Here is a 20,424-nt window from a genome sequence, read left to right on the forward strand (position 1 = left end):
GCTTACTTTCCAATAACAGTAAGCAAATGACAGAAAAGGCGCCTCGATAGGCGCCTTTTTTATCACTCAATCTCTCTAGGAATCTGTACCTGTACAGACAAATCAGCACTTGGCCTACAGCAAGCCAAATACCCTCAATCCTTTAGTTGATCGCTATTCTTTCAACAATGACGGCCTAACGACACAATCATGGCTGTCTTCAGCCAGCATCAGTAACTCTTCTACGCTCATCTTACCTAGTGAATCACTGCCAAGAAACGCCGCATAGCTTTCCACAGACGCCAATCGATCGATCACGAAGCTTGGCAAGGTCTGATTAAATTCAAAGCGATCAAACTCACCACCAGCACACGTTTCAAAAGAACGACCATTCCAGTAACCCTGAACCAGTCTTAGCCCTTCGTCATGCTGCTTCATCGTAGTTTCTAAAACCGACTTGGCTTCTTTCTGGTAGCTTTCGAGTTGCTTAACTTGGATAGGTAAAATTTTGCTATCAATACGATACTGCTGATATACAGCTTCGCCTGACTTATTAAAACGCACATGGACACTATACGGAACCAGCTCATTAGAAGAATTACGTTGCTCACCTTCACGAATAAATTCACGAAGTATACCTTCCGACCAAGCATAGTCCGTTTGGTACCAGCCGTAATCGCCTACAGTGACGTAGTCAGCTGAAGTATGAGGTTGTGTTAGCTTGTTTGTAACCCAGTAGAAACTTGTCGCGTCGCCCATGACTTGGCCGCCGGTGTGAGTTTCAAATTGCTCTAGGTTTTTGCGAGGGCTGGTTGATGAACAGCCAATGAGAAATGTAGATAATAGTGAAACGAGAAGAAATGCTTTTTTCATAAAAACCTGTACCGAGGTGGAATACGACTACCTCGGTACAGTTTAGATTATTTCACTGAATCTTTCAGCGCTTTACCTGCAACAAATGCTGGAACATTTGCAGCAGCGATTTGGATCTCGTCACCAGTTTTTGGGTTACGACCAGTGCGAGCTGCACGGTGGTTTACTTTAAAAGTACCAAAACCAATTAGCTGAACTTGATCGCCATCTTTAAGAGCATCTGTAACACCGCCAAGAGTCGCTTCTAGAGCAGCTTTAGCTTGTGCTTTAGAAAGGTCCACTTTTTCAGCAATAAAGTCGATTAATTGAGTCTTGTTCATTTTAGGTTTCCCTTCTTTGTATTTTTGAATTCGATTCACTCTAAAACATAAATGCCCCATCTGGCAAAGGTTTGTCGTCGATCTTTAGCTCTAATGCCGTAGTTTTAGCCATAATATGAGTAATAACTCACAATTTGTTACTGATTTTACTGAGCAAGCCCTTGTTTAAAAGGGGTTGAGAGCAAAATTAATGATGACCTAGCCACTACTTATTCTCTATAATCCACGCTGAATCGCTGCTAAAGCGTACAATTTAATTTAAGGGCAAACATGCTGCTGCTAACTATTTACGTCTCCATTGCTATTGGAGTTTCTTTCATTTGTTCTGTTTTGGAAGCTGTACTTTTGAGTATTAGTCCGAGCTACATTGCTCAACTAAAACAAAATGGGCACCCTGCAGCAGAGTCATTAGACAAACTGAAAACCGACATTGACCGCCCGCTTGCGTCAATTTTAACGCTCAACACCATCGCGCACACCATAGGTGCAGCGACAGCGGGTGCACAAGCAGCAGTCATTTTTGGTAGCCAATGGTTAGGCGTATTCTCTGCCGTATTAACTCTGGGTATTTTAGTTCTGTCTGAGATTGTTCCAAAAACCATTGGCGCAACCTACTGGCGTCAACTTGCTCCAGCATCATCAAATGTGCTTCGCTGGATGGTCTTTTTCCTAACACCATTTGTGTGGTTCTCAGAGCAAATCACCAAACGTTTAGCTCGCGGCCACCAGGCACCAAAAATGCGTGATGAGCTATCTGCAATGGCTATTTTGGCAAAAGAGAGCGGTGAATTTGCTGAAGGTGAATCAAAAATCCTGAGCAATCTGTTAGGTATTCAAGATGTGCCCGTGACTCAAGTCATGACACCACGCCCTGTTGTATTCCGCGTTGATGCAGAAATGAGTGTTAATACGTTCCTAGAACAACACAAAGACACGCCATTCTCACGCCCACTGGTTTACAGCGAGCAAACTGACAATATCATCGGTTTTGTCCACCGCTTAGAGCTGTTTAGATTGCAGCAAGCGGGTTGCGGTGAGAAGGCTCTGGGTGAAGTGATGCGCCCTATCCACGTCTTGCTAAACAACATGGGCTTAGCTAAGGCCTTTGACCAAATGATGGCAAACCGCCTGCAACTGTCTTTAGTTGTGGACGAGTACGGCACAATTCAGGGCATCATCACCCTAGAAGATATCTTTGAACACCTAGTGGGTGAAGAGATTGTCGACGAAGCAGATAAAACCACAGACATGCAAGAACTGGCGTTCCAACGCTGGGAAACGTGGAAAGAGACACACGGTGTTATCGAAAACCGCGATGAAGAGGACGAGCTAGAAGAAAAAACTCTAGCAGACAACGACACCTCAGACTCAAAGTCAGCGGATGAAAGCAAGGTTCAAAAAGAAGACAAGAAAGACGCTTAATCTAAATTTGATAGCGTCAGATACAACAAAGGCTCCCTAGGGAGCCTTTGTTTTTTATTCTATTCGCTACAACTCAACATCCGTTATAACGCAACACCAATGTTGCTCACTGGGTCTTCACGCAGTTCGTGGCGTAGGTCTTTGATCAGCTCTAAGTCACGCTCAGTCGTTTCACGTAGAGGTCGGAAAATGGCCCACTGAACGTCCCACTCTTCACATACCGCTTCGTTTTCTTTCTGGTTTTCGTTCGTCACTTCTTCAGCGCCTTGAGCAAACTCAAGCTCAGCAACCGTCTTCACCGATTGTTGACTCACTTTAATTACCGCTTCCAACATATGCTCACGATCAAGTAGACCATGGATTAATGTTGCTAAGCCTTGGCATGCATCCATTGCAGGGTAAACACCATAGAAATCAAAATCATCTGCGCTAGGGAATAGCTCTTCTACTTTCTCAAGTTGACGCTCAAAGTTCACCTTTGCCGTTTTAACGGTTAGGATTTCCCAAATGCTATCCAAAACATCACGGTAGATTCGAGCTTCCGCAAATTCTGTATTCTCACAAAACATGGCATAGTTAGGATACATACGCTCACATAGACACGCCATAAAAGTAATTTGTTGCCAAGGTTCTAACTTTTCAAGACGAACCTGCAGTGGATTCTGAAGCATAGTCACTCAATAATTGCAGAAAAAGACAGCGAAAGTGTACTTGATAAACCCTGGGGGGAAAAGGTAAGCCGATGAACAATTTTACGAATAAGCTCTATATTCTTACCGAGCATGACGATACCTATACGCAACTGATTCTAAACCAAGGGTTACCTGACCTCGAAATCACTCAAAACCCCGAATTAGCTGAGATCGTACTGGCTGCTCCTCCTTTAATAGTGGAGCGACTTAATGAGTTTAAAAAGCTAGACTGGGTGCAAAGTACCTATGCTGGAATCAATAAACTCACTCAGCCGGATCTTCGCCAAGATTATACGCTGACCAACGTCAAAGGCATCTTCGGCCCTGCGATTGCTGAATACGTGTTGGGTTACACGATCAGCCACTGTAGACACTTTCCTCACTACCACCAGCAACAAGTACAACGAAACTGGCAGCCGCAGCTTTATACCAGCCTAACTGACAAAACCATGGTGATTTTAGGAACGGGGTCAATTGGCAGTCATTTAGCTAAAACCGCTGCTGCTTTTGGTATTCACACCATAGGTGTCAACCGGACAGGTATCCCATCAAAGCAAGAAACCTTCAAAGACACTTTCCACATTAATGAACTAGAAGCCGCCCTCAAGCAAGCGGATATTGTAGTGAACACCCTGCCATCAACGGATGAGACCTACCAACTACTGAATCAAACCACCTTAAGCTACTGCTCTAACGTATTGCTGTTTAATGTGGGGCGCGGGGAAAGCGTAGACAATAAAGCGTTACTGCTTGCGATTAAGAATAAATGGGTTGAACACGCTTTCTTAGATGTCTTTGAATGCGAACCTCTCACACAAGAACACCCGTTTTGGACGTTGCCGCAAGTGACCATCACACCACACATTGCGGCTCTAAGTGAGCCAAGACAGGTCGTGGAGATCTTCGCCAATAATTACCAACAATGGCGAGATGGTTTTACACTGAATAACACCATTGATTTTGATAAAGGCTACTGATGTTCTCGTCACTGCTCACCGAGATACGACAATGCACCGCTTGTGAACCTCATTTATCACACGGTGCAAACCCAGTGATTCAGGCACACCCAAACGCGCGCTTGTTAATCATAGGCCAAGCACCCGGTATCAAGGTTCATCAATCATCTATCCCTTGGAACGACGCCAGTGGCGAGCGATTGAGAGAATGGCTAGAGATGGATAGCGATACGTTTTATGACGAACAAAAAGTCGCGATTGTCCCGATGGGCTTTTGCTATCCAGGAAAGGGAAAAAGTGGCGATCTACCGCCTCGAAAGGAGTGCGCTGCGCTATGGCACCAAAAAGTACTGCAATCACTGCCCAACATCCAAATGACCTTGCTGATTGGTCAGTATGCGCAAAACTATTATCTAAAAGATAAAGCCACCAGCACACTCACTGAAACGGTACGTAACTGGCAGGCTTGGGCTCCAGAATTTTTGCCACTTCCCCACCCTTCACCACGTAATAATATCTGGCTCAAGAAAAACCCATGGTTCGAAAGTGAAGTCATTCCCTATATCAGGAAGCACGTATCAGAGCATTTGGCCTGCCATGATCCAAATGCCTAATTAGCTGCACATCAACGATGATTTAGCCGATATTGAGTGCGGATAGAAAGATAATAAAAAAGCGCTGCCGATTTCTCGACAGCGCTTTTTCTAAAAACACATACTGAATTACTTATGGTATGGCTTAGATAGGTCGTGAACTGCGTCCACAAATACACCAGCATTTTCTGGTGGCACATCTAGGTGAATACCATGGCCAAGGTTAAATACGTGGCCAGTACCGCCGTCACCAAAACCTTCAAGGATAGTGCCGACTTCTTCACGAATACGCTCAGGTTGTGCGTAAAGTACTGATGGGTCCATGTTGCCTTGTAGAGCCACTTTATCGCCAATACGTGCTTTTGCATCAGCAATATTGATTGTCCAGTCTAGCCCAACTGCATCACAGCCAGTCGCTGCGATAGATTCTAGCCACATGCCACCGTTCTTAGTGAACAGAGTAACCGGTACACGGCGACCTTCGTTTTCACGAATTAGGCCATCGACAATTTTGTGCATGTACTGCAGTGAGAACAGGTTGTAGTCACGCGGAGTAAGTACACCACCCCATGTGTCGAATACCATTACCGATTGTGCACCTGCTTTAATTTGCGCGTTCAGGTATTCAATAACAGTGTCAGCCAGCTTATCTAGAAGTAAGTGCAACGTTTGTGGCTCTGCATACATCATCTTCTTGATCTTAGTGAACGCCTTCGAGCTGCTGCCTTCAACCATGTAAGTTGCCAATGTCCAAGGGCTACCAGAGAAACCAATCAGTGGCACTTCGCCTTTCAGGTCTTTACGGATCTGACGAACGGCATTCATTACGTATTGAAGTTCACCTTCAGGATCAGGTAGGCCAATTTTTTCTACGTCAGCTTTACATGTGATAGGGCGTTCAAACTTAGGGCCTTCACCTGTTTCGAAGTACAAACCTAACCCCATCGCATCTGGGATAGTTAGGATGTCAGAGAACAAGATTGCCGCATCAAGCGGGAAACGACGTAAAGGTTGAAGTGTTACTTCTGATGCTAGTTCAGCGTTTTTGCACAAAGACATGAAATCGCCCGCTTCAGCGCGCGTTGCTTTGTACTCTGGAAGATAGCGGCCAGCTTGGCGCATCATCCATACCGGTGTGTAATCAACAGGCTGTTTTAAAAGTGCGCGTAAATAGCGATCGTTTTTTAATTCGGTCATTCCGTTAAATTCCAATTCAATCTTGTCTAGTTTTGATGGCAAGTATTCTAACACTGATTGAAGGGTAAAAGCTGTGTGCTTTGCAACCTAGATCAAGTTATTAACTTTTAAATCCATGCTTAATTTGCACCCAATTACAGGAGCATGTTAAAAATTTGTTCGCTAGCGAAAATTACAATTATAACAACTGAGTAGTCACTACTCAGCATCTCATAACGACATCTTACTTACCCCCTCCACTTGTGGAGGGTTTTTTTTAGTGTTTGACCACCCATAGGCCAAATACTATCACAGGTAATTTAATGTTCTAGTTCTTGCTCCGCGACGCCGGCTTTCCTTATGTCATCGACTGTATTCTCAATCAATTGTCTCGCAATCGTTCCGACTGGAGCAACATCAGGTAGGCTTGTTACGTCAAACCATTGGGCATCCGACAGTTCACTGTAATCGGGTTTAAGCGTACCACCAGCATAATCTGCAAGAAAGCCCATCATCATACTCGATGGAAACGCCCATGGCTGGCTACCAAAGTAACGAATGTTACTCACATCGATCCCCGTTTCTTCTTTGACTTCTCGCGCCACACACTGCTCTAGGGTTTCTCCAACCTCTAGGAAGCCCGCTATTACGGTGTACATACCCGTTTTATGCCTTGGGTGCTGCGCAAGTAATATCTTGTTGTCGTTTCGTACAGCGACAATGATGCACGGGAAGATACGAGGGTAATGAAGCGTTCGGCAGTCTCCACATTGCATCGCCACCTGATTATGATTCAAATGATTACGACCGCCGCACTGAGGACAAAAACGCATACTTTGTGTCATGTGCCCATACTGGATAGCTTTGCTTGCGATCAGAAAACTTGATTCAGGCCAGTGAAGCAAATCTCTTAGGCTGACCATGCTCAGATCAATCTCCACATCGCAATCGTTGAGCCAATACACCTTACGACCTTGATGCTGACCAATGCAGATTGCATGCTCGACATCCAGCCCTAGCTCTTCAGCTGAGCCATAAGGAAACTGATCATTATTAACCCAAATATCACTACCTGAAACGACGCACCAATAAGCTTGCTCTGTCATTTTGTTATCACTTTTTTTTAACATCCCTATGCCTCATTGCTTGCAGTTCGTTCATTTTACTGGCAATCTGATTTCATACTAGAGTTGTAGCCGAGAATAATTCAAACTATTACTTTTAGTAGATACCAATAAATGGACCCTGCTTAGGCAATTACTTGATCACAAGGTTGTGATCAGATCATGAGGACATGGTCATGCTAAATAAATTCAAACAAATACAAGAACAATGGGGTGGCTCTAATGAGGTCATCGATCATTGGCTCGAAACTCGACAGTCTCTAATCGTTGAGTATTGTAAGCTAGGTGCCTTGCAGCCAGCTAGCAATGGGCAATCAAACGTTGTTGAACTCCCTTCTCCTAAAGAAATAAGCTCATTCTGCGATCATGTTGTCGATTATATCTCAGAGGGTCATTTTAAGATCTACGATATGGTCATGAAAAAATGGCAAGCAACAGGCTTTAAAACCAATGACGAGATTGATACAACTTACGCGAAGATCGTACTTACAACCGAGCCGCTTCTAGAGTTCAATGATAAGTACGTTAAAGTAAGTGCAGACGATGAGTTGCCTAACTTCGAAGGAGATATGTCAAAAGTAGGTGAACTACTCGAAGTACGTTTTGAAGTAGAAGATAATCTTATCCAGCTTATTGCAGACAGTTTAGCGATTCCACCAGGCGCTTAGTTAGCTGAATCCTTAATAAGCTTGCCTCTGTGCAAGCTTTTTGTTTTGTCTGTAAGGTTATCCAAACTACCCAGAACCTTTCAGACAGAGCTTACTCGCTCGCCCTGACCTTTAGCCATAAGCATATGGTTACAGCCCTAATCAGCCTAATCATCTCTACCCTTTATCTTACTGGCCTCAAAGAGCACTCTTCAGGACATAAATCCAACCCCACCAGCTAGATAATCACACCTATCACTTTATAAGTCATAGCTAAATACCAATACGCCAGATACAAAAAAGGCACCCGAAGGTGCCTTTTTCTTATCTCTTAGAGACTACTCGTAGAGCTTACTCTTCTGAAGAGAAACCAGCGTTTAGAAGTGCTGCTAGATTGTCAGTAGCTTGTTCAGCTGAAGGACCTTCTTGCTCTTCTTCACGTTGCTTTTGACGCTCTTGGTGGTATGCGAAACCAGTACCAGCTGGGATCAGACGACCAACAATTACGTTCTCTTTCAGACCGCGAAGGTCATCACGCTTACCAGAAACCGCAGCTTCTGTTAGTACGCGAGTCGTTTCTTGGAACGATGCAGCTGAGATGAATGACTCAGTTGCAAGAGATGCTTTAGTAATACCTAGTAGGTCACGCTCGAAACGCACTAGTTCTTTACCTTCAGCTTCTAGCTTACGGTTAGCAATCTTAACATTGTGGTACTCAACTTGTTCGCCAGGTAGGAACGGAGAGTCACCAGAATGAGTGATTGTACACTTACGTAGCATTTGACGAACGATAGTCTCGATGTGCTTATCGTTAATCTTTACGCCTTGTAAGCGGTAAACTTCTTGAACTTCGTTCGCGATGTACTGAGTCACTGCGTGGATACCACGTAGACGCAGGATATCGTGTGGAGTTTCAGGACCGTCGGCGATTACATCACCACGTTCAATCTTCTCACCTTCGAACACGTTCAATTGACGGTGCTTAGGAATCATCTCTTCGTAAGCGTCACCGCCTTCACGAGTGATTACTAGACGACGCTTACCTTTCGTTTCTTTACCGAAAGACACAGTACCTGTGTGCTCAGCAAGGATCGCAGGCTCTTTAGGCTTACGAGCTTCGAATAGGTCAGCTACGCGTGGCAGACCACCGGTGATATCTTTGTTTCCGCTCGATTTTTGAGGGATACGAGATAGTGTGTCACCAATGCCAACTTCAGCGCCATCTTCGATGTTTACAATCGCTTTGCCAGGTAGGAAGTAGTGAGCTGGCATATCAGTACCAGGGATCATTACGTCATTACCTTGTTCATCAACAAGTTTGATAGCTGGACGCATATCTTTACCTGCTGCTGGGCGAGCTGCTGCGTCTGTTACTTCACTTGAAGAAAGACCCGTTAGATCGTCAGTTTGACGAGAAACTGTAATACCATCGATCATATCTACGAATTGGATACGACCTGCCACTTCAGTGATGATTGGCATGGTATGCGCTTCCCAGTTAGCTACAACTTCACCAGCAGTAACTGCTGCGTTGTCGCCTTTGGTTAGCATCGAACCGTAAGGAAGTTTGTGCTTCTCTTTAGTACGGCCGAATTCATCAATAATCGTCATCTCAGATGCACGAGAAGTGATAACCAGTTTCTTATCTTTGTTAACTACGAACTTAGCATTGTGAAGTTTCACAGTACCAGTTGTCTTAGCTTGGATGCTGTTCTCTGCTGCTGCAGTAGATGCCGCACCACCGATGTGGAACGTACGCATCGTTAGCTGTGTACCCGGTTCACCGATAGATTGTGCAGCGATAACACCAACTGCTTCACCTTGGTTCACTAGGTGACCACGTGCTAGGTCACGACCGTAACACTGTGCACAACAACCGAAGTCTGCATCACAGGTAACAACAGAGCGCACTTTCATGCTATCTACTGAGTTGTCTTCCATGATTTGACACCACTTCTCATCAATCAGAGTATTACGTGGAATCAGTACATCTTCAGTACCAGGCTTAAGAACGTCTTCAGCTACTACACGACCTAGAGCAAGCTCAGAAAGTGCAACTTTAACGTCACCACCTTCGATGTGAGGCATCATGTCGATACCTTCATGCGTGCCACAGTCATGTTCGTGTACTACAACGTCTTGAGCAACGTCTACTAGACGACGAGTTAGGTAACCCGAGTTTGCTGTTTTCAGTGCTGTATCCGCAAGCCCCTTACGAGCACCGTGCGTTGAGATAAAGTACTGAAGGACGTTTAGACCTTCTTTAAAGTTCGCTGTGATCGGCGTTTCGATGATTGAACCATCTGGACGCGCCATCAGACCACGCATACCTGCTAGCTGACGAATCTGAGCTGCAGAACCACGTGCGCCCGAGTCAGCCATCATGTAGATGCTGTTGAACGATTCTTGCTGTTCTTCTTCGCCGTCACGGTTGATAACTGTTTCAGAAGATAGGTTATCCATCATTGCTTTCGCAACGCGGTCATTCGTAGATGCCCAGATATCGATAACTTTGTTGTAACGCTCACCCGCAGTAACAAGACCTGATTGGAATTGCTCTTGGATTTCACGAACTTCTTCTTCAGCAGATTCAATTTCATCGTATTTCGCTTGAGGAACAACCATATCGTTGATACCTACAGAAACACCAGAAAGTGCCGCGTATGCGAAACCTGCGTACATGATTTGGTCAGCAAATACTACTGTATCTTTTAGACCAAGCTTACGGTAACACTCGTTAAGAAGAGTAGAGATCTGCTTCTTACCTAACTTTTGGTTAACGATGTTGTACGGTAGGCCAGCTGGAACGATCTGCCATAGCATTGCACGACCTACAGTCGTATCAACTAGGCCAGTATTCGTTGTGCTATTGCCGTCTTCATCTACTACAGTTTCAGTGATACGTACTTTAACGCGAGCGTGTAGCTCAGCAGTCTTAGTACGGTATGCCTTTTCAGCCTCAGCAGGGCCAGCAAGGTACATACCTTCACCTTTCACGTTGATCTTGTCACGTGTCATGTAGTAAAGACCCAATACAACGTCCTGAGAAGGTACGATGATTGGATCACCTGATGCTGGCGACAGAATGTTATTCGTCGACATCATTAGGGTACGAGCTTCAAGCTGTGCTTCTAGAGTTAGAGGCACGTGTACAGCCATTTGGTCACCATCGAAGTCGGCGTTGTATGCCGCACACACTAGTGGGTGAAGCTGAATCGCTTTACCTTCGATTAGTACTGGTTCAAACGCTTGGATACCTAGACGGTGAAGTGTAGGTGCACGGTTAAGCAGTACTGGGTGTTCACGGATAACTTCGTCTAGGATATCCCAAACGATCGCTTCTTCGCGCTCTACCATTTTCTTAGCAGCTTTGATTGTCGTAGCCATGCCACGAGTTTCTAGCTTGCTGTAGATGAACGGCTTAAATAGCTCAAGTGCCATCTTCTTAGGAAGACCACACTGATGTAGACGAAGGTATGGACCAACTGTGATTACAGAACGGCCAGAATAGTCTACACGTTTACCTAGAAGGTTCTGACGGAAACGACCTTGTTTACCCTTGATCATATCAGCAAGAGATTTCAGAGGACGCTTGTTAGAACCCGTGATCGCACGACCGCGACGACCGTTATCTAGAAGGGCATCAACAGACTCTTGCAGCATACGCTTTTCGTTACGTACGATGATGTCTGGAGCCGCTAGCTCTAGAAGACGCTTCAAACGGTTGTTACGGTTGATCACACGACGGTAAAGGTCGTTCAGATCAGAAGTCGCAAAACGACCGCCATCTAGTGGTACTAGAGGGCGTAGATCTGGCGGTAGCACTGGAAGTACAGTCAGGATCATCCACTCAGGCTTGTTGCCTGACGAAATGAACGCTTCAACTAGCTTCAAACGCTTAGTAACTTTCTTACGCTTAGTTTCAGAGTTAGTTGTTTCCAACTCTTCGCGCATTTCTTCCACTTCTTGATGAAGGTCCATTGTTGAAAGCAGATCTTTGATCGCTTCAGCACCCATCTTAGCAGTGAATTCGTCACCCCACTCTTCTAGACGATCCAGATACTCTTCTTCAGTAAGCATCTGAGATTTTTCTAGATCAGTCATACCCGGTTCAGTTACTACGTACATTTCGAAGTAAAGAACACGTTCGATATCACGCAGAGGGATATCCATTAGTAGACCGATACGAGACGGTAGTGATTTTAGGAACCAGATGTGAGCAACTGGTGAAGCAAGCTCGATGTGGCCCATACGGTCACGACGAACTTTAGTTTGTGTAACTTCAACGCCACACTTCTCACAGATAACACCACGGTGCTTCAGGCGCTTGTATTTGCCACAAAGACATTCGTAGTCTTTAACTGGACCAAAAATACGTGCACAGAACAGACCATCACGTTCAGGTTTGAACGTACGATAGTTAATTGTTTCTGGCTTTTTAACTTCACCAAAAGACCACGAACGGATCGTGTCTGGTGAAGATAGACCGATTTTGATTGCATCAAATTCTTCGGTCTTATGCTGTGCTTTTAGAAAGTTTAATAAGTCTTTCACGTTCAGCTCCTGTAAGGAGTTAAAGGAGCTCACCGACTAAAGTGAGCCCCCTTTACCAAGTAATCCAATCTTCTTTATAAAAAAGAGGGATTACTCTTCGTCTTCTAGCTCGATGTTGATACCTAGCGAGCGAATCTCTTTCAACAGTACGTTGAACGACTCTGGCATGCCAGGTTCCATGCTATGGTTACCATCTACGATGTTCTTGTACATCTTAGTACGGCCGTTAACGTCATCCGACTTAACTGTTAGCATTTCTTGTAGAGTATATGCAGCACCGTATGCTTCTAGTGCCCATACTTCCATCTCACCGAAACGCTGACCACCGAACTGAGCTTTACCACCAAGTGGTTGCTGAGTTACTAGGCTGTAAGAACCAGTTGAACGAGCATGCATCTTGTCATCAACCAAGTGGTTCAGTTTCAGCATGTACATGTAACCAACAGTTACAGGACGCTCAAACGAATCACCAGTACGCCCATCAAACAGTTTAAGCTGACCAGATTCTGGCAGATCACCCAGTTTAAGTAGTTCTTTGATTAGAGACTCAGAAGCACCGTCGAACACAGGTGTAGCAATCGGTAGACCGCCACGTAGGTTCTTGATCAGTGTACGAACTTGATCATCAGACAGTTCAGCAATATCAACTTTCTGACGAGTATCGCCAAGATCGTAAACCTTCTGTAGGAACTCACGGAACTTATGCAGTTCTTGTTGTTCCTTAACCATTTGGTTGATCTTGTCACCGATACCTTTCGCAGCCAAACCTAAGTGAACTTCTAGGATCTGACCAATGTTCATACGCGATGGTACACCCAGCGGGTTAAGTACGATGTCTACAGGCTGACCTTTCTCATCGTATGGCATGTCTTCAACAGGGTTAATCTTAGAGATTACACCTTTGTTACCGTGACGACCGGCCATCTTATCACCAGGCTGGATACGACGTTTAACCGCTAGGTAAACTTTAACAATCTTAAGAACGCCAGGTGCTAGATCATCACCTTGAGTGATTTTACGACGCTTAGTTTCAAACTTCTTATCGAAGTCTGCTTTTAGCTCATCCCACTGCTCAGCAAGTTGCTCAAGCTGTGTTTGTAGCGCATCGTCTTCTAGAACTTGCTCTAGCCATTGCTTACGACCGATAGTATCAAGCTTAGCTTCAGAGTAACCACCAGACAGAAGTACAGCTTTAACACGGTTAAGAAGGCCACCCTCAAGAATTTGGAACTCTTCAGTTAGATCTTTCTTAGCTTCTTTAAGCTGCATCTGTTCGATTTCAAGTGCACGTTTGTCTTTCTCTACGCCATCGCGAGTAAAGACTTGTACATCGATGATAGTACCCGAAACAGAGTTTGGTACACGTAGAGAAGTATCTTTAACATCAGATGCTTTCTCACCGAAGATAGCACGTAGTAGCTTCTCTTCAGGAGTCAGTTGAGTTTCACCTTTAGGGGTTACTTTACCAACTAGGATGTCGCCACCCTTAACTTCAGCACCAATGTAAACGATACCTGACTCGTCTAGTTTAGACAGAGCAGACTCACCTACGTTTGGAATATCAGCTGTGATCTCTTCAGAACCCAGCTTAGTATCACGAGCCACACAAGATAATTCTTGAATGTGGATTGTCGTGAAACGGTCTTCTTGAACTACGCGCTCAGATACTAAGATCGAGTCTTCGAAGTTGTAACCGTTCCAAGGCATGAATGCGATACGCATGTTTTGGCCAAGAGCTAGTTCACCAAGGTCTGTTGAAGGACCGTCAGCAAGAACATCGCCGCGTGCAACTGGTTCACCAGGAAGTACAGTTGGACGTTGGTTAATACATGTGTTTTGGTTCGAACGCGTGTACTTAGTCAGGTTGTAGATATCGATACCAGCTTCGCCAGGTACCAATTCATCTTCGTTAACCTTAACTACGATACGAGAAGCGTCAACAGACTGAACTTGACCACCACGTTTAGCAACCGCTGTAACACCAGAGTCAACTGCGATGTTACGTTCGATACCCGTACCTACTAGAGGCTTATCAGCTCTCAGTGTTGGTACAGCTTGACGTTGCATGTTGGCACCCATCAATGCACGGTTCGCATCATCGTGTTCTAGGAACGGGATAAGCGAAGCAGCGATAGATACTACTTGGTTTGTCGCAACGTCCATGTAGTCAACGTGATCGCGTGGGTGAAGACCAGATTCACCTTTTTGACGAGCTGTGATTAGCTCATCTGCAAACGTACCTTCTTCAGTAAGAATGGTGTTTGCTTGCGCGATTACGAATTGACCTTCCTGGATTGCAGACAGGTAATCAACTTCTTCTGTTACTACACCATCTACTACACGACGGTACGGAGTTTCTAGGAAACCGTAATCGTTACAACGTGCAAATGCAGATAGCGAGTTAATTAGACCGATGTTTGGACCTTCAGGCGTTTCGATCGGACATAGACGACCGTAGTGAGTTACGTGAACGTCACGTACTTCGAAGCCTGCGCGCTCACGAGTAAGACCACCAGGACCTAAAGCAGAGATACGACGCTTGTGCGTAACTTCTGACAATGGGTTGTTTTGGTCCATAAACTGTGAAAGCTGTGAAGAGCCAAAGAATTCTTTAACTGCAGCAGAGATCGGCTTAGCGTTGATAAGATCTTGAGGCATGATTGCATCAAGGTCACCAAGGCTTAAACGTTCTTTAACGGCACGTTCTACACGAACTAGACCAACACGGAATTGGTTTTCTGCCATTTCACCTACAGAACGGATACGACGGTTGCCAAGGTGGTCGATATCGTCCACTTCACCAATGCCGTTACGGATACCAATCAGTTTCTTCATCACTTCGATGATGTCTGATTCATCCAGAGTACCGCGCTCTTCTTCTTCTTCACGCTCGATAGAGCTGTTGAATTTCATACGGCCTACAGTTGATAGGTCGTAACGATCTTCAGAGAAGAATAGGCTTTCGAACAATGATTCTGCAGCTTCTTTCGTTGGTGGCTCGCCAGGACGCATCATGCGGTAGATTTCTACCAATGCAGAGATGCGATCTACTGTGCTATCCGCACGTAGAGTGTCTGACATGAATGGACCATGGTCTAGGTCATTCGTGAACAGCACTTCTAGAGTCTTGTGACCTGCTTGAGACAGGTTAGCAAGTGCTTCTAGGCTAATCTCTTGGTTTGCGCCAACGATGATCTCGCCAGTTGCTTCGTTGATGTAATCTTTCGCAGCAATCTTTTCAACGATGTACTCTACTGGTACTTCGATGTGCTCAACGCCATCTTTTTCAAGTTGACGGATATGGCGAGCAGTTACACGACGACCAGTCTCAACGTAAGTTTTGCCGTTTGCTTCGATGTCGAATGACGCAGTTTCACCACGTAGACGATCAGGAACCAACTCCATAAGTAGAGTTTGGTCTTTCACTTCGAAGTTCACTTTGTCGAAGAACAGATCTAGGATCTCTTCAGTCGATTTACCAAGTGCACGAAGGATAATCGATGCTGGTAGCTTACGACGACGGTCGATACGTACGAATAAGTTATCCTTAGGATCGAACTCAAAGTCTAACCATGAGCCACGGTAAGGAATTACACGTGCGTTATAAAGAACTTTACCTGATGAGTGGGTCTTACCCTTATCACTGTCGAAGAACACGCCTGGGCTTCGGTGCAGCTGGGATACGATAACCCTCTCGGTACCATTAATTACGAAAGTACCATTGTCTGTCATAAGCGGAATTTCGCCCATGTAGACTTCTTGTTCTTTAATGTCTTTTACAGTACCTGCTGGTGCATCTCGATCAAAGATAACTAGACGTAGTTTTACGCGTAGTGGCTTTGAGTAAGTAACACCGCGGATTTGACATTCTTTAACGTCAAAAACTGGCTCACCAAGACGGTAGCTAACGTATTGCAGCTCAGAATTGCCGTTGTAGCTCTGAATTGGAAATACAGAACGGAAAGCAGCTTCAAGACCGTATTGACCTTCAGGATCCTGTTCGATGAATTTGTCGAAAGAATCAAGCTGGATCGATAACAGGTATGGAATGTCCAAAACTTGTGGACGAGTACCAAAATCCTTACGGATGCGCTTTTTCTCGGTATAAGAGTAAACCATGGGGTTCCTCAGCTCGCTGATAAGTGACCCAAACCACCCAAAACACTCTTCAGAGGGGGCGGTGACAAACAGCTGTTTACTGTAGTGAACAATCATTTCGAAAAAATGACTGTTTTTTTGCTTGGATTATGACGGTTAAACAGCGGAAATTTCGTCATAGCCCTACAGCGCAAAAAGGCCGGTGGTTAATAAACCACCAGCCATTAGCCTTGCGGCTAAGAAATTAAGTAATAATTACTTAACTTCAACAGAAGCGCCAGCTTCTTCTAGCTGTGCTTTAAGAGCTTCAGCTTCAGCTTTGTCAACGCCTTCTTTAAGCGCTGCAGGAGCTGAGTCTACAAGACCTTTAGCTTCTTTAAGACCTAGGCCAGTTGCGCCACGTACAGCTTTGATAACTTGTACTTTGTTAGCGCCAGCAGCAGTTAGGATTACGTCGAATTCAGTTTGCTCAGCAGCAGCTTCAGCAGAAGCACCACCAGCTACAACTGCAGCAGCAGCAGTAACACCGAATTTCTCTTCCATAGCTTCGATAAGCTCAACAACTTGCATTACAGACATTTCTGCAACTGCGTCTAGGATTTGCTCGTTAGTAATAGACATAACAATTCTCTTTTAAGTCAACAATAAGTTTAAATAGCAACCAGTGAAAAGCAAGGCTTAAGCCGCAGCTTCTTCTTTTTGGTCGCGAACAGCAGCGATAGTACGAACCAGCTTGCCAGCAGAAGCTTCTTTCATGCACATCATTAGGCGTGCGATAGCTTCGTCGTAAGTTGGTAGTGTCGCTAGTACTTCAGCATCAGTAACTGCGCCTTCAAATGCAGCAGCTTTGATCTCGAAATCTTTATTCTCTTTTGCGAAGTCTTTGAAAAGACGCGCTGCAGCACCTGGGTGCTCATTAGAGAATGCGATCAGAGTTGGACCAGTGAAAGTGTCTGTTAGACACTCGTAGTCTGTACCCTGAATCGCACGGCGTGCTAGTGTGTTACGAACAACTCTCATGTAAACACCCGCTTCGCGAGCTTGTTTACGTAGAGAAGTCATTGCGCCAACAGTAACGCCACGAGAATCAGCTACAACTGCAGAAAGTGCACCACTGGCAGCTTCGTTGACTTCAGCAACAATTGCTTTTTTGTCTTGAAGATTTAAAGCCATTTGGATTAACCTCTGGTTGTGATTACAGCACTCATACAAAATGTAATGAGCGTTTACGATGTTATTTAAAAATGAATAAATTCACTTCAAACCACAACATCGCCTACGTAGGTTTTATTAAGCCATATCTCCGAAGAGTACAGCGCCTACGGTCTTGGGACGGATGACCTGAATTGCTTCAAAAATCACCCAACCACAAATATTAGGCGCAGAAGTATACACTAAATCTGCGCCGAAGCAAATTAGTTTGCTTGAGTGTCAAGACTAGCTTGATCAACAGTAACACCAGCACCCATTGTAGTAGAGATGCTTACTTTCTTCAGGAAAGTACCTTTCGCTGAAGAAGGCTTAGCTTTCTTAAGAGCAACTAGAAGTGCTTCTAGGTTCTCTTGAAGCTGGTTAGCTTCGAAAGATGCTTTGCCGATAGTAGTGTGGATGATACCGTTCTTGTCGTTACGGTAACGAACCTGACCAGCTTTAGCGTTCTTAACCGCTTCAGCAACGTTAGGAGTTACAGTACCAACTTTAGGGTTTGGCATAAGGCCGCGTGGACCTAGGATTGTACCTAGTTGACCAACAACACGCATTGCATCAGGAGAAGCAACAACAACGTCGAAGTTCATTTCGCCTTTTTTCACTTGCTCAGCAAGATCTTCCATACCAACGATATCTGCGCCAGCTGCTTTAGCTGCTTCTGCGTTTGCACCTTGAGTGAACACAGCAACGCGGATGTCACGGCCAGTACCGTGAGGTAGCACAGTTGCGCCACGTACGTTTTGGTCAGATTTACGAGCATCAATGCCTAGGTTAACAGCAACATCTACAGACTCAACGAATTTAGCAGTAGCTAGTTCTTTAAGAAGAGCAACAGCTTCGTTGATTTCGTATTCTTTAGTTACTTCAACTTTGTCGCGGATTACGCGCATACGCTTAGTAAGTTTTGCCATGATCTTATCCCTCTACCACTAGGCCCATTGAACGAGCAGTACCAGCAATAGAACGCTTCATTGCTTCGATGTCAGCACCAGTCATATCAGCAGCTTTAGTTTCTGCGATTTCCTGAACTTGAGCGTCAGTTACAGTACCAACTTTCTCAGTGTTTGGACGACCTGAACCAGACTTAACGCCAGCAGCTTTCTTAAGAAGAACAGCAGCAGGTGGAGTCTTAGTTACGAACGTGAAAGAACGGTCGTTGTAAACAGTAATTACTACTGGAGTAGGTAGACCTTTCTCAACAGATTCTGTTTTTGCGTTGAACGCTTTACAGAATTCCATGATGTTCACGCCGTGTTGACCTAGAGCAGGACCAACCGGTGGACTTGGGTTTGCCATACCAGCTGCAACTTGCAGTTTGATATAAGCTTCAACTTTCTTAGCCATGATATTTCCTAATTTTTGGGTACATACGCTAGCCCTGAGGCAAGCTCCCCTTAATTTCAATTAACTCTTTCTTACTTCGATAGAAGTAAAAAGGCGCGAAATTATAATCATAATTCGCGCCTTTAACAACCCTAAAAAGGTGGTTTTTTATACTCTTTTATTTTGAACAACTTATGAAGTATTTATCCACAGCTTGTTCAAAAGTTAGAGTTTTAGTCCAGCTTTTCAACTTGACCAAATTCAAGCTCAACCGGTGTTGCACGACCAAAGATCGATACAGATACCTTAATGCGGCTTTTCTCGTAATCTACTTCTTCAACTGTACCGTTGAAATCAGCAAACGGACCATCGTTCACACGAACCACTTCACCCGCTTCGAACATTGTCTTAGGACGTGGAGACTCGCTCGCTTTCTCTAGACGGTTCAAGATAGCATCAGCTTCTTTGTCAGTGATTGGTGCAGGACGATCAGAGGTACCACCAATGAAGCCCATAACACGAGGAATGCTGCGTACTAAGTGCCATGATTCATCATTCATGATCATTTGCACTAATACGTAGCCAGGGAAGAACTTACGTTCGCTTTTACGGCGTTGACCTGCACGCATTTCCACTACTTCTTCAGTAGGTACTAAAACGTCACCAAAGAATTCTTCCATGTCGTGCATTTTAATATGTTCGCGTAACGATTGAGATACACGACCTTCATAGCCAGAAAAGGCTTGAACTACATACCAACGTTTTTTTGGAGCTTCACTCATGAATCAGAACCCTCTACACTCCAGTTGCTAGAGAAACTAAACGGACCATAATGCCGTCAATTCCCCAAAGCACTAGAGACATAACAATACATACAGCTAAAACGATCAATGTAGTTTGCATAGTTTCTTGGCGAGTAGGCCAAACAACTTTACGAATCTCCATACGAGATTCTTTTGCAAAATCGATCGCAGCTTTACCTTTAGTTGTTGTTGCTGCAACGCCTAGTGCGGCAGCAATCAGCACAACTACACCTGCAGCGCGAATTACAACAGACAATTCACCATACAGGTAATTACCCACAACAGCAGCAGCCAACAGTACAAAAGCGACTACCCACTTCATTGTATCTGCTGCACCTGAGCTATCAGGAGTTTCAGCGTTTGCTTTCATAAAACCAACCTGTGATAAGTCTTAAATATAGACGACAATAACCCCGCTGTTGCAGGGCACATTCCTTTGCGTTGCAAAACAACACATCTAACAGTCATTTTAGTTAAAAAGACCGTTTAATTCTTTGCTAAGAGTTAAAATTGATGTCAAAACACCCAACTCTTTTTTCAGCGCAGAAAAAGGGCATCAAATGATGCCCTTTTTACTAGTGGTTCGTCAAATCTTATGCAAAGATTTTAGCTACAACACCAGCACCAACTGTACGGCCACCTTCGCGGATTGCGA

At 44.7% G+C, this 20,424-nt stretch carries 17 protein-coding genes; 4 read left to right on the top strand and 13 right to left on the bottom strand.

The window, feature by feature from the left end:
* Positions 1–153 precede the first annotated feature (153 nt).
* Together ACED42_RS13025 and hupA are read right to left on the bottom strand one after the other, a co-directional pair.
* Complete coding sequence (locus tag ACED42_RS13025; protein WP_009844684.1) at positions 154–852, bottom strand: DUF1481 domain-containing protein; 699 nt, start codon at positions 850–852, stop codon at positions 154–156.
* Between the two features lie 47 nt (positions 853–899).
* A complete protein-coding gene (hupA, locus tag ACED42_RS13030) occupies positions 900–1,172 on the bottom strand; it encodes a nucleoid-associated protein HU-alpha (protein WP_371702834.1) in 273 nt (90 codons plus the stop codon).
* Positions 1,173–1,442: 270 nt separating this feature from the next.
* Between hupA and ACED42_RS13035 the strand changes: the two genes are divergently transcribed.
* Positions 1,443–2,594 (top strand): CNNM domain-containing protein, encoded by a 1,152-nt coding sequence (locus tag ACED42_RS13035; RefSeq protein WP_135382773.1) that lies wholly within the window; start codon positions 1,443–1,445, stop codon positions 2,592–2,594.
* Between the two features lie 83 nt (positions 2,595–2,677).
* Here ACED42_RS13035 and ACED42_RS13040 read toward each other — a convergent pair whose 3' ends face one another.
* Positions 2,678–3,265: a YjaG family protein gene (locus ACED42_RS13040; RefSeq protein WP_017055908.1), complete on the bottom strand. Its 588-nt coding sequence runs from the start codon at positions 3,263–3,265 to the stop codon at positions 2,678–2,680.
* A gap of 71 nt (positions 3,266–3,336) precedes the next feature.
* Between ACED42_RS13040 and ACED42_RS13045 the strand changes: the two genes are divergently transcribed.
* Positions 3,337–4,263: a D-2-hydroxyacid dehydrogenase gene (locus ACED42_RS13045; protein WP_017096515.1), complete on the top strand. Its 927-nt coding sequence runs from the start codon at positions 3,337–3,339 to the stop codon at positions 4,261–4,263.
* Positions 4,263–4,856 carry a uracil-DNA glycosylase family protein gene (locus ACED42_RS13050; protein ID WP_017096514.1) on the top strand — a complete coding sequence of 198 codons (594 nt, stop codon included), beginning with the start codon at positions 4,263–4,265 and terminating at the stop codon, positions 4,854–4,856. The genes ACED42_RS13045 and ACED42_RS13050 overlap by 1 nt, the downstream gene beginning before the upstream one ends.
* 108 nt (positions 4,857–4,964) lie before the next feature.
* Here the strand turns inward: ACED42_RS13050 and hemE are convergent, their stop codons facing one another.
* Both hemE and nudC read right to left on the bottom strand, forming a co-directional pair.
* On the bottom strand, positions 4,965–6,032 hold the full coding sequence (gene hemE / locus ACED42_RS13055; protein ID WP_004729761.1) for a uroporphyrinogen decarboxylase: 1,068 nt from the start codon (positions 6,030–6,032) through the stop codon (positions 4,965–4,967).
* 299 nt (positions 6,033–6,331) lie between these two features.
* Positions 6,332–7,141 carry an NAD(+) diphosphatase gene (gene nudC / locus ACED42_RS13060; protein ID WP_371702836.1) on the bottom strand — a complete coding sequence of 270 codons (810 nt, stop codon included), beginning with the start codon at positions 7,139–7,141 and terminating at the stop codon, positions 6,332–6,334.
* A 164-nt stretch (positions 7,142–7,305) separates the two neighbouring features.
* Here nudC and ACED42_RS13065 point away from each other — a divergent pair, with 164 nt between their 5' ends.
* The gene (locus tag ACED42_RS13065; RefSeq protein ID WP_012604999.1) at positions 7,306–7,803 is read left to right on the top strand and encodes an Rsd/AlgQ family anti-sigma factor; all 498 of its coding nucleotides are present in this window, start codon (positions 7,306–7,308) and stop codon (positions 7,801–7,803) included.
* 330 nt (positions 7,804–8,133) lie between these two features.
* Here the strand turns inward: ACED42_RS13065 and rpoC are convergent, their stop codons facing one another.
* The 8 genes from rpoC to secE form a co-directional block, all read right to left on the bottom strand.
* Entirely contained in the window at positions 8,134–12,336 is a 4,203-nt protein-coding gene (rpoC, locus tag ACED42_RS13070) for a DNA-directed RNA polymerase subunit beta' (protein WP_371702838.1), read from the bottom strand.
* Positions 12,337–12,426: 90 nt separating this feature from the next.
* On the bottom strand, positions 12,427–16,455 hold the full coding sequence (gene rpoB, locus ACED42_RS13075; RefSeq protein WP_009844675.1) for a DNA-directed RNA polymerase subunit beta: 4,029 nt from the start codon (positions 16,453–16,455) through the stop codon (positions 12,427–12,429).
* A 234-nt stretch (positions 16,456–16,689) separates the two neighbouring features.
* Positions 16,690–17,055: a 50S ribosomal protein L7/L12 gene (gene rplL, locus ACED42_RS13080; protein WP_009844674.1), complete on the bottom strand. Its 366-nt coding sequence runs from the start codon at positions 17,053–17,055 to the stop codon at positions 16,690–16,692.
* Positions 17,056–17,112: 57 nt separating this feature from the next.
* Positions 17,113–17,607 carry a 50S ribosomal protein L10 gene (gene rplJ, locus ACED42_RS13085; RefSeq protein WP_009844673.1) on the bottom strand — a complete coding sequence of 165 codons (495 nt, stop codon included), beginning with the start codon at positions 17,605–17,607 and terminating at the stop codon, positions 17,113–17,115.
* 242 nt (positions 17,608–17,849) lie between these two features.
* Complete coding sequence (rplA, locus tag ACED42_RS13090) at positions 17,850–18,554, bottom strand: 50S ribosomal protein L1 (RefSeq protein WP_012605004.1); 705 nt, start codon at positions 18,552–18,554, stop codon at positions 17,850–17,852.
* A 4-nt stretch (positions 18,555–18,558) separates the two neighbouring features.
* Positions 18,559–18,987, bottom strand: a complete 429-nt coding sequence (rplK, locus tag ACED42_RS13095; protein WP_010435555.1) for a 50S ribosomal protein L11 — start codon at positions 18,985–18,987, stop codon at positions 18,559–18,561.
* A gap of 212 nt (positions 18,988–19,199) precedes the next feature.
* Positions 19,200–19,748 carry a transcription termination/antitermination protein NusG gene (gene nusG, locus ACED42_RS13100; RefSeq protein WP_012605006.1) on the bottom strand — a complete coding sequence of 183 codons (549 nt, stop codon included), beginning with the start codon at positions 19,746–19,748 and terminating at the stop codon, positions 19,200–19,202.
* Between the two features lie 13 nt (positions 19,749–19,761).
* Positions 19,762–20,139 carry a preprotein translocase subunit SecE gene (gene secE / locus ACED42_RS13105; RefSeq protein ID WP_017096511.1) on the bottom strand — a complete coding sequence of 126 codons (378 nt, stop codon included), beginning with the start codon at positions 20,137–20,139 and terminating at the stop codon, positions 19,762–19,764.
* Positions 20,140–20,424 lie beyond the last annotated feature (285 nt).

This window comes from Vibrio sp. FF145 (assembly GCF_041439075.1).
Lineage (GTDB): Bacteria > Pseudomonadota > Gammaproteobacteria > Enterobacterales > Vibrionaceae > Vibrio > Vibrio tasmaniensis_A.

Bases quoted from the DNA above. Each gene is read 5' to 3' on its own strand.
- ACED42_RS13025 (WP_009844684.1), bottom strand. From the start codon at position 852: ATGAAAAAAGCATTTCTTCTCGTTTCACTATTATCTACATTTCTCATT.
- hupA (WP_371702834.1), bottom strand. From the start codon at position 1,172: ATGAACAAGACTCAATTAATCGACTTTATTGCTGAAAAAGTGGACCTT.
- ACED42_RS13035 (WP_135382773.1), top strand. From the start codon at position 1,443: ATGCTGCTGCTAACTATTTACGTCTCCATTGCTATTGGAGTTTCTTTC.
- ACED42_RS13040 (WP_017055908.1), bottom strand. From the start codon at position 3,265: ATGCTTCAGAATCCACTGCAGGTTCGTCTTGAAAAGTTAGAACCTTGG.
- ACED42_RS13045 (WP_017096515.1), top strand. From the start codon at position 3,337: ATGAACAATTTTACGAATAAGCTCTATATTCTTACCGAGCATGACGAT.
- ACED42_RS13050 (WP_017096514.1), top strand. From the start codon at position 4,263: ATGTTCTCGTCACTGCTCACCGAGATACGACAATGCACCGCTTGTGAA.
- hemE (WP_004729761.1), bottom strand. From the start codon at position 6,032: ATGACCGAATTAAAAAACGATCGCTATTTACGCGCACTTTTAAAACAG.
- nudC (WP_371702836.1), bottom strand. From the start codon at position 7,141: ATGTTAAAAAAAAGTGATAACAAAATGACAGAGCAAGCTTATTGGTGC.
- ACED42_RS13065 (WP_012604999.1), top strand. From the start codon at position 7,306: ATGGTCATGCTAAATAAATTCAAACAAATACAAGAACAATGGGGTGGC.
- rpoB (WP_009844675.1), bottom strand. From the start codon at position 16,455: ATGGTTTACTCTTATACCGAGAAAAAGCGCATCCGTAAGGATTTTGGT.
- rplL (WP_009844674.1), bottom strand. From the start codon at position 17,055: ATGTCTATTACTAACGAGCAAATCCTAGACGCAGTTGCAGAAATGTCT.
- rplJ (WP_009844673.1), bottom strand. From the start codon at position 17,607: ATGGCTTTAAATCTTCAAGACAAAAAAGCAATTGTTGCTGAAGTCAAC.
- rplA (WP_012605004.1), bottom strand. From the start codon at position 18,554: ATGGCAAAACTTACTAAGCGTATGCGCGTAATCCGCGACAAAGTTGAA.
- rplK (WP_010435555.1), bottom strand. From the start codon at position 18,987: ATGGCTAAGAAAGTTGAAGCTTATATCAAACTGCAAGTTGCAGCTGGT.
- nusG (WP_012605006.1), bottom strand. From the start codon at position 19,748: ATGAGTGAAGCTCCAAAAAAACGTTGGTATGTAGTTCAAGCCTTTTCT.
- secE (WP_017096511.1), bottom strand. From the start codon at position 20,139: ATGAAAGCAAACGCTGAAACTCCTGATAGCTCAGGTGCAGCAGATACA.